Raw genomic sequence first — 13,564 nt, 5'->3', positions numbered from 1 at the left:
ATGGAATTAACCCCAAGAGAAAAAGATAAATTATTGATTTTCACCGCCGCCCTGTTGGCCGAGCGGCGCAAGGCACGTGGTTTAAAGCTAAATTATCCTGAGTCCGTCGCTTTTATTTCCGCGGCGATCATGGAGGGCGCGCGGGACGGCAAAACGGTGGCGGAACTGATGAGTTATGGCACGACTTTGCTGGCACGTGATGAGGTGATGGAAGGGGTGCCGGAGATGATTCCGGATATACAGATTGAGGCGACGTTTCCGGATGGGACGAAGCTAGTCACCGTCCACCACCCGATTCCATAAAGGCATGGTGCTGCAAGCGCAGATGGCGGTGTTGCACAACCTTGCCGTACTCATTGTACTGTCTGCGGTTGTGCGCCTTGCCCTCTACGCTTGCAGCACCATGCCAAGCGTTGATGGTATTGATCGATTGAAAAAACAAAATAACACTCATTGGAGTTATAAATGATTCCCGGCGAAATGCAGGTCGCAGCAGGCGACATCGAATTAAACACAGGGCGCGAAACGGTGACGCTGGATGTGGCGAATACGGGTGACCGGCCGATCCAGGTCGGCTCACACTATCATTTTTATGAGACGAATGAAGCGTTGTCTTTTGACCGGGCTTTAGCTTACGGTGCCCGCTTAAATATTGCGGCGGGGACTGCGGTGCGTTTTGAGCCAGGCCAGACGCGTACGGTGCAATTGGTCAAACTGGTGGGCAAGCGTGAGGTCTACGGTTTTGCCGGTAAAGTCATGGGCGCGCTGAAATAGCAGGCGAGCAATAAAGTCAGAGCAATAAGGAAAAACAATGACAGTAAAAATGGATAAACGCGCCTATGCTGAAATGTTCGGCCCGACTGTCGGTGACAAGGTAAGGTTGGCGGATACCGAGTTGTGGGTTGAGGTTGAAAAAGATTTCACCATCTATGGCGAGGAAGTGAAATTTGGCGGTGGCAAGGTGATCCGTGATGGCATGGGCCAGGGGCAAGGCTTGGCAGCTGAAGTCGCAGATACCGTGATTACCAATGCACTGATTATCGATCACTGGGGTATTGTCAAAGCCGATATTGGCATCAAAGGTGGCTATATTTCTGCCATTGGCAAGGCCGGTAACCCGGATATCCAGCCCGGCGTCACGATTGCGGTAGGCGCTGGTACTGAAGTCATTGCCGGTGAAGGCATGATCATCACGGCCGGTGGCATTGATACGCATATCCATTTTATCTGTCCACAACAGATTGAGGAAGCACTGATGTCCGGCGTCACCACCATGATTGGTGGCGGTACCGGCCCGGCGACGGGCACTTTCGCCACTACCTGTACGCCAGGGCCTTGGCATATCCATCGCATGTTGCAGGCCGCAGATGCCTTCCCCATGAACCTGGGTTTTCTTGGTAAGGGGAACGTGAGTTTGCCTGAACCACTGCGTGAACAAGTGCGGGCGGGTGTGATTGGCCTTAAATTGCACGAGGACTGGGGTACAACACCGGCAGCGATTGATAATTGCCTGAGCGTCGCTGACGAAATGGATGTGCAGGTTGCCATCCACTCGGACACCCTCAATGAATCAGGCTTTGTTGAAACTACTATCGGTGCGTTCAAAGGCCGCACCATCCATACCTTCCATACCGAAGGTGCGGGTGGTGGTCATGCGCCGGATATTATCAAGGCAGCTGGCTATCCGAATGTACTGCCTTCCTCTACCAATCCGACACGCCCATTCACCGTCAACACCATTGATGAGCATCTGGATATGCTGATGGTCTGTCATCACCTGGATCCGGCCATTGCAGAAGATATCGCGTTTGCCGAAAGCCGCATCCGGCGCGAAACCATTGCTGCGGAAGATATATTCCATGACTTGGGCGCATTCTCGATGATGTCGTCTGATTCACAGGCCATGGGGCGAGTGGGTGAAGTGATTATCCGCACCTGGCAAACTGCGCATAAGATGAAAATCCAGCGTGGACCGTTAGCGGAAGACGCAGCAGGGAACGATAATTTCCGCATCAAACGTTATATCGCTAAATACACCATCAACCCGGCCATTACTCACGGTGTCTCGCATGTGGTTGGTTCTGTTGAAGTGGGCAAGCTGGCTGACCTGGTGGTCTGGAAACCGGCATTCTTTGGAGTGAAGCCTTTTACCATTATCAAGGGTGGCATGATTGCGGCGGCGGCGATGGGTGATCCGAATGCTTCCATTCCAACCCCGCAACCCGTACATTACCGTCCCATGTTTGGCGCATATGGCGGTGGCCTCAAAACAGCAGTGACCTTTGTTTCTCAAGCCGGGCTGGATAATCCTGAGCTGAAAACACTGGGGCTGCAAAAAACCTTAGTCGCTGTCAAAGGCACACGCGACTTGAAAAAATCCGACATGGTACATAACACCTGGTTACCCAAGATTGACGTCGATCCCGAAACTTATGAAGTGCTTGCTGATGGCATGCCTTTGGTCTGTGAGCCGGCAGAAGTGTTACCTATGGCACAACGCTACTTTTTATTCTAAACATGATTCATTTAACCGAACGTATCACTGTCAGTGGCCATATAGACGACACACTCGAACTGCCTTTTGACCGGCGGCAGAAAAGTCGCTTGCGCGTGAAATTGGCCTCGGGCAACGAAGCGGCATTGTTTTTAACCCGGGGCATCATCCTGCGTGGTGGCGATCTACTCAAGTCAGAGGATGGCCTGGTCGTCCAGATTGTGGCAGCACAAGAGCCGGTCTATAACGTCATTGCACCTACACCTCGCGACCTGATGTGTGCCGCCTATCATTTAGGTAACCGTCATGTGCCTTTGCAGATTGGCGATGGCTGGTTACGCCTGGAGCAGGATTATGTGCTGAGAGATATGCTGTTGGGTTTAGGCATGCAGGTGAGTGAGGTTAACGCGCCTTTTGAGCCGGAAGCCGGCGCTTACGGCGGCGGTCATCGCCATGGCGATGATGCCTTGCATTCTTTACGGCCAAAAAATAATGGACGTGCGCATGGTTAATGCCCTGGCACTCAGTCGCTTGTTGCAATTGGCCAGCCCGCTGTTGCCAGTGGGTGCTTATGGCTATTCGCAAGGGCTGGAGTGGGCGATTGAGTCGAGGGAGGTTGCCAGTGTTGCAACCGCACAAGCCTGGATAGGCGACAGTTTGCAGATTTATCAGGCCCGTTTTGAATTGCCGGTGCTGTACCGTTTATACCAGGCCTGGCAGGCACAGGATTTAGTCGCAGTGCAAGAGTGGGACATGTTTTACCAGGCAGGGCGGGACACCGCTGAAGGATGGGCAGAGACGCGGCAAATGGGCTATTCCCTGCGGCGTTTGCTGAATGACCTCAAGCCCATGTCGCCCGCATTGGTGGCACAGATTAACGCACTGGAATCGCCAGCTTTCCCGACTTTATATGCAGCCATTGCCCAGCACTGGCAAATTCCGGCCGAACAGGTGCTGCATGGTTATATCTGGGGTTGGCTGGAAAATCAGGCCAGTGCTGCCATGAAGGCGGTGCCGCTGGGTCAGGTGGCCGGGCAGACCATCCTGCTGAGCTTGGGCGAGCGCTTGCCACAAGTAATAGAGGCCGCGATGCAATTGCCGGATGATGCCATGAGCAACTTTAACCCCTTACTCAGCATTGCCGGTTGCCAACACGAAACGCAATACAGTAGATTATTCAGATCATGAAAATACATACCCAATTTGAAACACCCACTCCCGCGGTTACCGACTACAAAGAGCCTTTACGTATCGGCATTGGTGGCCCGGTCGGCTCCGGTAAAACGGCTTTAACACTTGCGCTTTGCCAGCGTTTGCGCGAGCTGTACAACATTGCCGTGGTGACTAACGATATCTACACCAAGGAAGATGCCGAATTCCTGACGCGCAACGAGGCGTTATCGCCTGAGCGTATCATCGGCGTGGAAACCGGCGGTTGTCCACATACGGCGATTCGCGAGGATGCGTCCATGAACCTGGAAGCGGTGGATCAGCTGAGCAAGCGTTTCCAGACGCTGGATATTGTGTTTGTTGAAAGTGGTGGCGATAACCTGGCGGCAACATTCAGCCCCGAGTTATCTGACCTGACGATTTATGTGATCGACGTAGCTGCCGGTGAGAAGATCCCGCGCAAGGGTGGCCCCGGCATTACCAAGTCTGATTTGCTGGTGATCAACAAGATCGACCTGGCGCCTATGGTAGGCGCTTCGCTGGAAGTGATGGACCAGGATGCAAAACGCATGCGTGGAGCAAAGCCTTTTATTTTCAGTAACCTGAAGAGTGAGCAGGGGCTGGAGGAGATTATCAGCTTTATCGAAAAACAGGGCTTAATGCTTTAAAAATGATTGCTGTACGTCCGTGACGGTGTTGTGTCGGCTTGCCGTACTCAATTGTATTGCCTGCGCCTACACGCCTTGCCACAAACGTACAGCCATCATTTTCTGATCGAGCCTTTTTGAGGGCCGAGGTTGGGGCAAATTAAGTAATCTATTAGTAGTTGAATGTTGTGGGAGAAGATTCTATGAAAAAAAGTATTCTTTTAGGTATCGGGGCTAGTGTGTTATCGGGTGTGGCATACGCGCATCCTGGACATGACTTACAGGCGGGGTTCGCGACTGGCTTTTTGCATCCACTGACCGGCTGGGATCATCTGTTGGTGATGCTGTCACTTGGCATCTGGGCAGCACGTCGCCAGGTGCAACAGGGCTGGCAATTACCTGTGTTGTTTGTCAGTGTGATGGCAGTGTCTGCGGCGCTGGCAATGGTGTGGCTGCCAATGTCACTGGCTGAAGTGATGGTAGCGGCCAGTGTGCTGGTGATGGGTGGTTTGCTGATCGCAAAGGTAGAGTTATCCAGATGGTCACAGTTTAGCCTGGTGGGATTGGTAGCGGCTGCGCATGGTTATGTGCACGGCGTTGAGCTTGGACAGAGCTGGAGTTCATTAACTGGTATGGTGCTGGCAACGGCTACATTGCATGGGCTGGGCTGGATTCTGGGGCGCCAGCAACAGCCTTGGCTGAAAGCTACGACGCAACTGCTGGGCGGCATGATGATGGGCCTGGGTGCTTACTGGCTGATTGCCTGAGAATTTAAAATAAATTTCCAGAAAGCGGATCTTCCAGGTCCGCTTTTTTAATGTAAAGGCCTGTGATGTTGCTTGCCTTTCATCGCTACGTCAATTAACGTAATGATTGATTTACCTGCAGACCTTAATATAGCGTGGGGAAAGTTTTTTGGTCTGCGGAGCATTGCCGCAGGCTTGTTATTAAAGCCTGTCATCATTAAAGGGTTATTGATTGTCTACGCCGTCTCCCGGATTAGCTAGCGAAATTACTGCCGAACCGATACAGCGTATCGTCAAGATTCGTCGCGACTATAACAATTGGGTGGCGAACGAGACGATAGAGGATTATGCGCTGCGCTACACGCCGCGTGCGTTCCGTAAGTGGTCAATTTTACGGGTATCCAATACGGCGCTGGGGGCCATCTCTTTCCTGGTCCTGGAAGCGATTGGCGGTACCATCACCATTAATTACGGTTTTCCCAATGCGCTGTGGGCTATCCTGGCTGTGGGCGCGATTATCTTCCTGACTGGTCTGCCTATCAGCTATTACGCCGCCAAATACGGGCTGGATATGGATTTGCTGACGCGTGGGGCCGGGTTTGGTTATATCGGCTCGACCATCTCTTCGTTTATTTACGCCTCGTTCACCTTTATCCTGTTTTCGCTGGAAGCGGCGATCATGGGTTATGCGCTGGAATTGTATTTCCATTTACCGCTATACCTGGGTTACCTGGTCAGCGCGCTGATTGTCATTCCCCTGGTCACCCATGGCGTGACTTTGATCAGCCGCATCCAGATGATCACGCAGCCAATCTGGATCGCGCTGATGTTCCTGCCGTTTTTTGCGATTCTGCGTGCGGATCCCGATGTGTTGCACAGGCTGAGTGATTTTGCCGGGACATCCGCCAATGGTGGGCATTTCAACTGGTTGATGTTCGGCGCGGCGACCGCTGTCGGGGTGGCGCTGATTCCGCAGGTTGGCGAGCAAGTCGACTTTTTGCGCTTTATGCCAGCGCGAACGAAAGAAAATTACTGGCGCTGGAATATCGGCGTATTAATGGCAGGCCCCGGCTGGGTCATTCTGGGTATGCTCAAAATGCTGGCAGGGGCTTTGTTAGCCTACCTGGTATTTACCCGGGATATGCCGATCAGCTCTGCGGTCAACCCTACGCACATGTACTTGGTTGGTTTTGAGCATGTGTTCAGCAACCACGAAATCGCCCTTGCCATCACGGCTTTATTTGTCTGTGTCTCGCAAATCAAGGTCAATATGACCAATGCCTATGCCGGCTCGCTGGCATGGTCTAATTTCTTTGCCCGGCTTACGCATAGCCATCCCGGGCGTATTGTGTGGGTCGCTTTTAATGTGATGATTGCCATCGTGCTGATGGAGCTGAATGTATTTCAGGCGCTGGAAGAGATCCTGGGTTTATATGCCAATATCGCCATTGCCTGGATCGCTGCTGTGGTCGCTGACCTGGTGATTAACAAGCCGCTTGGGTTAAGCCCGAAAGGCATTGAATTCCGGCGCGCTTATCTATACGACATCAACCCGGTGGGTGTGGGCGCCATGTTTATTGCCTCTGCGATTTCGATTGCGGCTTATACCGGTGTCATGGGTGTAGTGGCGCAATCCTTCTCTACCTTTATTTCATTATTCACAGCGATGCTGTTATCGCCGCTGATTGCCTGGTATACCAAAGGCAAATATTACCTCGCCAGGCAACGCCCGGTCTATCTGCAACCCTCAGCGACCAAGCAATGCGTGATCTGCGAGCGAGATTACGAAGTCAGCGATATGGCGCATTGCCCGGCTTATGGCGGTGCGATTTGTTCGCTTTGCTGCTGCCTGGACGCAAGGTGCCATGATGCCTGTAAACCGCAGGCACGGTTAAGTGCGCAGTGGGAAGCGGTCAATAGGAAAATCCTGCCAGAGCGCTTCTGGCCGCATCTCAACGGCGGCGTGGCGCACTTCCTGTTGCTGATGGTGATCGCCATGCTGTTATTTGGCGCGACCATCAGCTTGATCTACCTGCATGACTCCTTGACCATAGGGCAGCAATATCCTGAACTGATGGCACGCTTTCGCTCTGGCTATCTCAAGGTGTTTGTCGCACTGCTGTTTCTTGGCGGCATTGTGGCTTGGTGGCTGGTACTCACCTCGGCCAGCCGTCGCGTGGCGCAGGAAGAGTCCAACCGGCAGACCGGGTTATTGCTGGAAGAGATTGAATCACACAAGAAAACTGATAGCCAGCTGCAAAAAGCGCGCCGGCTGGCAGAAGAGGCGAACCAGGCCAAGAGTCGTTATATCACCGGCATCAGCCATGAGTTGCGTACGCCACTCAACAGCATTTTGGGCTATGCCCAGTTGTTGACCAATGATGACAGTATCCCTGACCATCGCAAGCAGGCGATCAAAACCATCAGCCGCGGTGGTGAGCATTTGCTGTCGCTGATTGAAAGCACCCTGGATATTGCCCGTATTGAAAGCGGCAAGATGGCGTTTGATGTCAAGCCATTGCACTTCCCTGAATTCATTACCCACATTGTCAGCATGTTTGAGATCCAGGCGCAAAACAAAGGCCTGACCTTCAATTTTGAACAGGTCGGCACTTTGCCCGAGTATGTGCGGGCTGACCATAAACGCCTGATGCAGATTCTGGTGAATATTCTTGGCAATGCAGTGAAATTTACTACCAAGGGCAGTGTGACTTTCCGCATCAGCTATGCGCGCGAGATTGCGCAAATCGAGATCCAGGATACCGGCCCCGGCATCGCGCCAAATGAGGTTGAGAAAATCTTTGAGCCCTTTGAGCGCGGCAGTGCGGCGAATGTGGTCGGCATAGGCGGGACCGGCTTGGGTTTGACCATCAGCAAGCTGCTAACGCAACTGATGGGTGGCGAAATTCATTTCGACAGCGTGGTTGGTTATGGCACGCGTTTTGATATCCGTCTGTTTTTACCGCAAATCCGCGAGACTGCGCATTTGTCCAAGCAGGCAGTCCGGCAACGTACCGGCTATGAAGGTGCGCCCCGCACTATTCTGGTGGTGGATAATGAAGAGGTAGATAGAGAGTTGTTGCGGGATACCTTGCAGCCGCTTGGCTTTATTATCCACGAAGCGGCCAATGGCCAGGCTTGCGTAAATCAGTACAAAGCGGTGAAGGCTGATTTGATACTGATGGATCTGGCGATGCCGGTGATGGATGGCTGGGAAGCCGCTTATATTATCCGCGAGGTGCATCACTCGCAGATTCCGATCGCGATTGTGTCTGCCAATGCCTATGACCGCAGCCTGGATAACCAGGCCAAAATACCGGCACAGGATTTCTTTGTTAAACCGGTGAATCTGGACGAAGTGCTGGATTGGGTAGGGCACCGCCTGGGCCTGGTCTGGCAATATGTGGACAGCAAAGAAGAGACCCAGTTACTGCTGTCAGAATCTGAGGCAATACCAGTTGCAAAAGACTCTCCCGCTATTCCTGCAGAATTAATGGAAAACCTGATGCAGTATGCCAAGGTAGGCTATGTCAAAGGTGCGCGCGAAATACTCACGACCTTGGCGCGGGAATATTCACATCATCAAACATTGATTAACGCACTGCAAGCGGCCATGGAACGCTTTGATTTTGCTACACTGCAACGCTTGATTGAGGATGCAAAATGACCCACCCAAACTACACCGTGTTGATTGTGGATGATGTGCCGGAAAACCTGGCTTATCTGCATGATGCCCTGGATGAGTCGGGCTATCAGGTCTGTGTCGCCAATTCAGGTGAAATGGCCTTGCAGGTCGCACACCTGATGCAGCCGCATGTGATCCTGATGGATGCGATGATGCCCGGTCTGGATGGATTTGCCACCTGCAGGCGCATCAAGGCCACCGCCGAAACCCAGCATATCCCGGTTATTTTCATGACCGGCCTGACGGAAATTGAACACGTCACCATGGCGTTTGATGCCGGTGGCGTCGATTATGTCACTAAGCCTGTGCGTCCCGCCGAAGTGCTGGCCCGTGTGAAAGCGCATGTGCAGAATGCCACCAAGATGCATCAGGCCACTTCTGCCCTGGATGCCTTTGGCCAGGCCACCATTGCCATTTTACCTGCCGACAAACGGCTGGTCTGGCAAACGCCTTTAGCCAAGCAATACCTGGAACAATATTTTGCCGAATGGGTAGCCAAAGAAGCTTACAGCGCAGTGCAGACCCTGCCACCCATGATTTACCAGTGGCTGGAAAACTGTGTACAGCAATTCACCGCCAAACAAACCATGCAGACTTTGAACGTGAATCAAGGTAGTGCACGGCTCAGCCTCACGGTAGCCAACACCAGTGAAGAGCAATGGGTGATTGTGTTGCGCGAACACTCGGACGAATTGCAGATTGAGTCACTGGGTAAAGTATTCCAGCTCACCAAGCGTGAGTCGGAAGTGTTGTACTGGACGGTCAAAGGCAAAACAAATAAGGATGTTGGTGAGATCCTGGGTACCAGCCCGCGTACCATCAATAAACATCTGGAACACGTGTTCCAGAAACTGGGTGTTGAAACCAGGACAGCGGCTGCTTCGTTAGTGACTTCTAAAATCAAGTTTTAGTAACGCCTGAGCGTCTGATGCTATCAGCCCATTAGCGATAAGCCCTCGGAGCTACCCGCACTCCTGGACATTCCCAGTGACGCAGCCAGCTTGCAGTTTGCTTCTGCTACACTTGCGCTTTGTATTACCAATCAACCACTGTATTCAATAGAGAGGCTTGTATGGATTTGCAACTGACGGGCAAAAAAGCACTGGTATCCGGATCCACAGCTGGTATCGGGCTGGCAATTGCTACCTTGTTAGCAAAAGAAGGTGCCGAAGTGGTCATCAATGGGCGCTCCGAAAGTTCGGTAAAGCAAGCGATTCAGGATATTCAGCGCGCGACTGGTAAAACTGTTGCAGGTTTTGCCGGAGATTTGACACAGGCTGATGTCGCTGAAAAACTGGCGGCAACTCATCCTGAGGTTGATGTGCTGGTGAATAATCTTGGTATTTTTGAACCCAAAGAATTTGAAGATATTCCTGACGCTGACTGGCAGCGTTTTTTTGATGTGAATGTATTAAGTGGTGTTCGTCTTGCCAGGCTTTATCTGGCCGGTATGAAGCAAAAAGACTGGGGGCGTATCGTGTTTATTTCCAGTGAAAGCGGCGTGCAGATTCCGCCGGAAATGATTCATTACGGCATGACAAAATCTGCGCAGATTGCGGTCGCGCGTGGTCTGGCCGAATCTTTGGCGGGGACGCAGATTACCGTCAACAGCATATTGCCCGGACCTACACGTTCTCGTGGCGTCGGTGATTTTGTTGAGGCGCTGGCGCAGGCCGAAAACAAATCACAAGCCGCATTCGAACAGGAGTTCTTTGAGCATGTCAGGCCCACCTCGCTGATCAAGCGGTTCGCCACTACAGAAGAGGTCGCCAATCTGGTGGCCTATATTGCCAGCCCCCTATCCTCTGCAACCACAGGTGCTGCTTTACGCGTAGATGGCGGTGTCATCAAGAGCGCGTTTTAGCAGGGTAAGGTTATATACCAAGCTGTAGTGCCAGGACGCAACCCTTTAATCGTCATTCAGCTCTAGTGTTTTAACGATAACTGTCTGGTGCAGGATAAGCCTATTTCATTTCACGGTGAACCGGTTCCGGTAAATGTAAGTCACAATGCTGTATGGCTATGCTGTATGGGTATTTATGCTGAATAAGAAGAACAGGCGAAATCTGTGAGATTGTTTAGAAAAGTGCATTCCTATGATGCCTTAACGCAGCACTATGGCGAGCAGTATAAATGGATGGTGTTATGCATTATCGGCCTGGGGACGATAGCAGGGGTGTTATGCACCTCCAGTTTTAATGTAGCGGTGCCAGCGTTAACCAGGACTTTCCATTTAGGCCAGGACCATGTGCAATGGGCGATGACAGCTTTCCTGGCGGCGATGACCATTGCCATGTTGCCTGCGGCCTGGCTGCTTGAGCGCTTTGGCCTGCGGCGTGTATTTATGGCGGCGCTATGGCTGCTGATTGCTGCCAGTGTGGCCGGATTTTATGCGCAGACATTTGTGCACGTGGTGGTCGCGCGACTGGTGCAGGGGATTGCCGCCGGGGTATTGCAACCCTTAGGCATCATGGCGCTGATGCGCTTATTTCCACCTAATATCCAGGGCCGCGCATCAGGCATACTGATTGTCGGTATTGCCTTTACGCCAGCCATCGCGCCTTCCATCAGCGGCTGGATGCTGGACGAGTTTGGCTGGCAGGCCATTTTCCTGTTAGGCGTACCTTTTGCATTCTTGGCGCTGATCGCCGCGCGCATCTGGTTACCGGCACCACGCAAAAGGGAAGTGCAGCCATTTGACTGGTCAGGCCTTGGCTGGCTATCCGCTGCATCCATAGGGTTGATCGAGTTTGTCTCCAGTTTGCACCATAGCGGATTGATCGCATTCTGGACTTTGGGTTATGCCACATTGCTGGTCGTCTCGATGACCTGTTATATCCGCCATGCGCGTAGTTTGCCGCACGCCATTATCCAGTTACACCTGTTTTCCAAACCAACATTCAGCCGCGGTACTTTCGTCGCGTTTGCCTATGGCTTTGGTTTATTTGCCTCTACCTATCTGATCCCGGTATTTTTACAAACAGCCTTGTCTTTCAGTGCCACTGACGCCGGATTGTTGCTGCTCCCTTCCGGCATCGCTCTGGTGCTGACGATCCCGTTTGCCGGGCAAATGGCGGATAAATTGTCGCCCAGGCGAATCACGCTGGCGGGCTTGTCCATATTTGGCGCCTCGTTTCTGGTGTTCGTCTTCGCGGCCGATACGGTGCAATACTGGGAAATTGTCGCCGCCACTGTGGTGGGGCGTATCGGCCTCGGTATGATCCTGCCCGCGCTTAACCTTGCTACCTTGCACGAGATGGAGCCGCAACATCTGGGGCAGTCTTCGGTGGTGGTCAGTTATGCCAGGCAGTTAGGCGGCGTGGTTGGCGTGACCATGATGGCGGTGTTTCTCGAATGGCGGCAGGAAATGTGTGGCGCAACTGCTGCCGGTACTTTCCAGGCCTATGCGCAGGGCTTTTTGTTACTGTCCGTCGTATTTGTGCTGGCGATTGTGGTCGCCATCGGCATGAAGGATGCCCGGCGCTAATCCGCACGACGCCAACTCAAAAGTTCTAAAGTATCAATCGCCACGCCTGCATGCCGGACTGCTGAAAGCCCTGCTGTTGATAGATTTGTTTGGCAGCACTATTGTCGTGATCAGTGAGCAAGGTGATTCTGAGTATCTGGTATGTGCGGGCGAATTCCACGGCATATGCCAGCAATTGTGAGCCTATGCCCTGGCCACGATGCGTCGGATTCACGACCATATCTTCCAGCAAGGCAACACGGCCACCCAGGGCGGTGGAAATGGTGAATAGCAAACTCACCATGGCGATCACTTCCCCCTGATGCCTTGCCACCAGGATACGGCCGGTGTCCGGTTGCTCAAGGATGACAGCCAGGCCTCGTTGCTGGGCGGCGGTGTCAGGGGTGAATTCGTGTTCTTGTGAAAACAGCAGCGTAAGCAGGGCGCTTAACGCAAGCAGGTCTGATGGTTGCGCTGGCTCAAAAGAAATCGCAGTGTCAGATATCCTGGTCATGTTGATATCTGCACACTGCGATCATATTGCTGCGTTTTTTTGCTTTAGGGCTTATTTTTCTACGAAAGCCTTTTCAATCACGTAGTCACCAAGTTCGCCGATACGTGGAGAAACTTTGAAGCCACGTGTATCCAGCATGTGGGCGGTATCCTTAAGCATGGCCGGGCTACCGCAGATCATGGCGCGGTCAGTTTCAGGATTCAACGGTGGCAGGCCGATGTCTTCAAACAGTTTGCCGCTTTCTACCAAATCAGTCAGGCGACCCTGGTTTCTGAACGGCTCGCGAGTCACTGTCGGGTAGTAAATCAGCTTGTTTTTCACTTCTTCGCCAAAGAATTCATTATTCGGTAATTCCTGGCTGATAAAGTCGGCATAAGCAAGTTCATTCACATAACGCACACCGTGAATCAGGACTACTTTCTCAAAGCGGTCATATACTTCGATATCCTGGATCAGGCTCATGAAAGGTGCCAGGCCAGTACCGGTAGAGAAGAAGTACAGGTTTTTACCAGGTTTCAAATCGTGGGTAACCAGTGTACCGGTCGGCTTGCGGCTCACTAAAAGCGGGTCGCCCACTTTCAGGTGTTGCAAACGTGAAGTCAGCGGACCGTTAGGTACCTTGATGCTGAAAAACTCCAGGTGTTCTTCATAGTTTGGACTGGCGATACTGTAAGCGCGTGTCAGTGGCAGGCCATCTACTTCCATACCAATCATCACAAACTGGCCGTTTTCAAAACGCAGACCCGGGTCGCGAGTGGCCTTAAAACTAAACAGGGTGTCGTTCCAGTGGTGAACGCTCAGGATCGTTTCGGTGGAATATTTTTTATTACTCATGTTTGATT

Annotated in this window: 13 protein-coding genes; 11 read left to right on the top strand and 2 right to left on the bottom strand. The window is 52.4% G+C overall.

The window, feature by feature from the left end; all coding sequences use genetic code 11:
* The 11 genes from ureA to ACFQ2T_RS05560 all read left to right on the top strand — a co-directional run bounded on the left by ureA (position 1) and on the right by ACFQ2T_RS05560 (position 12,229).
* Complete coding sequence (ureA, locus tag ACFQ2T_RS05610; RefSeq protein WP_055826318.1) at positions 1 to 303, top strand: urease subunit gamma; 303 nt, start codon at positions 1 to 3, stop codon at positions 301 to 303.
* Between the two features lie 162 nt (positions 304 to 465).
* On the top strand, positions 466 to 774 hold the full coding sequence (locus ACFQ2T_RS05605; protein WP_055826316.1) for an urease subunit beta: 309 nt from the start codon (positions 466 to 468) through the stop codon (positions 772 to 774).
* 37 nt (positions 775 to 811) lie between these two features.
* The gene (gene ureC / locus ACFQ2T_RS05600; RefSeq protein WP_379031648.1) at positions 812 to 2,515 is read left to right on the top strand and encodes an urease subunit alpha; all 1,704 of its coding nucleotides are present in this window, start codon (positions 812 to 814) and stop codon (positions 2,513 to 2,515) included.
* Positions 2,516 to 2,517: 2 nt separating this feature from the next.
* Complete coding sequence (gene ureE / locus ACFQ2T_RS05595; RefSeq protein WP_379031646.1) at positions 2,518 to 3,006, top strand: urease accessory protein UreE; 489 nt, start codon at positions 2,518 to 2,520, stop codon at positions 3,004 to 3,006.
* A complete protein-coding gene (locus ACFQ2T_RS05590; RefSeq protein WP_379031643.1) occupies positions 2,999 to 3,682 on the top strand; it encodes an urease accessory protein UreF in 684 nt (227 codons plus the stop codon). Before ureE ends, ACFQ2T_RS05590 begins: the two co-directional genes overlap by 8 nt.
* The gene (ureG, locus tag ACFQ2T_RS05585) at positions 3,679 to 4,332 is read left to right on the top strand and encodes an urease accessory protein UreG (RefSeq protein WP_379031641.1); all 654 of its coding nucleotides are present in this window, start codon (positions 3,679 to 3,681) and stop codon (positions 4,330 to 4,332) included. Before ACFQ2T_RS05590 ends, ureG begins: the two co-directional genes overlap by 4 nt.
* A 182-nt stretch (positions 4,333 to 4,514) precedes the next feature.
* Positions 4,515 to 5,078, top strand: coding sequence for a HupE/UreJ family protein (locus ACFQ2T_RS05580; RefSeq protein WP_379031639.1), 564 nt, complete (start codon positions 4,515 to 4,517; stop codon positions 5,076 to 5,078).
* A gap of 211 nt (positions 5,079 to 5,289) precedes the next feature.
* The gene (locus tag ACFQ2T_RS05575; RefSeq protein WP_379031637.1) at positions 5,290 to 8,724 is read left to right on the top strand and encodes an ATP-binding protein; all 3,435 of its coding nucleotides are present in this window, start codon (positions 5,290 to 5,292) and stop codon (positions 8,722 to 8,724) included.
* On the top strand, positions 8,721 to 9,653 hold the full coding sequence (locus ACFQ2T_RS05570) for a response regulator (RefSeq protein ID WP_379031634.1): 933 nt from the start codon (positions 8,721 to 8,723) through the stop codon (positions 9,651 to 9,653). The genes ACFQ2T_RS05575 and ACFQ2T_RS05570 overlap by 4 nt, the downstream gene beginning before the upstream one ends.
* A gap of 161 nt (positions 9,654 to 9,814) precedes the next feature.
* Positions 9,815 to 10,606, top strand: coding sequence for an SDR family NAD(P)-dependent oxidoreductase (locus ACFQ2T_RS05565; RefSeq protein ID WP_379031631.1), 792 nt, complete (start codon positions 9,815 to 9,817; stop codon positions 10,604 to 10,606).
* Positions 10,607 to 10,810: 204 nt separating this feature from the next.
* On the top strand, positions 10,811 to 12,229 hold the full coding sequence (locus tag ACFQ2T_RS05560) for an MFS transporter (protein ID WP_379031628.1): 1,419 nt from the start codon (positions 10,811 to 10,813) through the stop codon (positions 12,227 to 12,229).
* A gap of 25 nt (positions 12,230 to 12,254) precedes the next feature.
* On the opposite strand, the gene ACFQ2T_RS05555 is transcribed toward ACFQ2T_RS05560, so the two are convergent.
* Positions 12,255 to 12,722: a GNAT family N-acetyltransferase gene (locus ACFQ2T_RS05555; protein WP_379031625.1), complete on the bottom strand. Its 468-nt coding sequence runs from the start codon at positions 12,720 to 12,722 to the stop codon at positions 12,255 to 12,257.
* Positions 12,723 to 12,773: 51 nt separating this feature from the next.
* Positions 12,774 to 13,556, bottom strand: a complete 783-nt coding sequence (locus tag ACFQ2T_RS05550; protein WP_379031623.1) for a ferredoxin--NADP reductase — start codon at positions 13,554 to 13,556, stop codon at positions 12,774 to 12,776.
* Between the last annotated feature and the right edge of the window lie 8 nt (positions 13,557 to 13,564).

Source organism: Methylophilus flavus (assembly GCF_042678905.1).
Lineage (GTDB): Bacteria > Pseudomonadota > Gammaproteobacteria > Burkholderiales > Methylophilaceae > Methylophilus > Methylophilus flavus.
The sequence above is the reverse complement of the archived record's forward strand: the minus strand, read 5'-3'. Positions and strand labels throughout refer to the sequence as shown.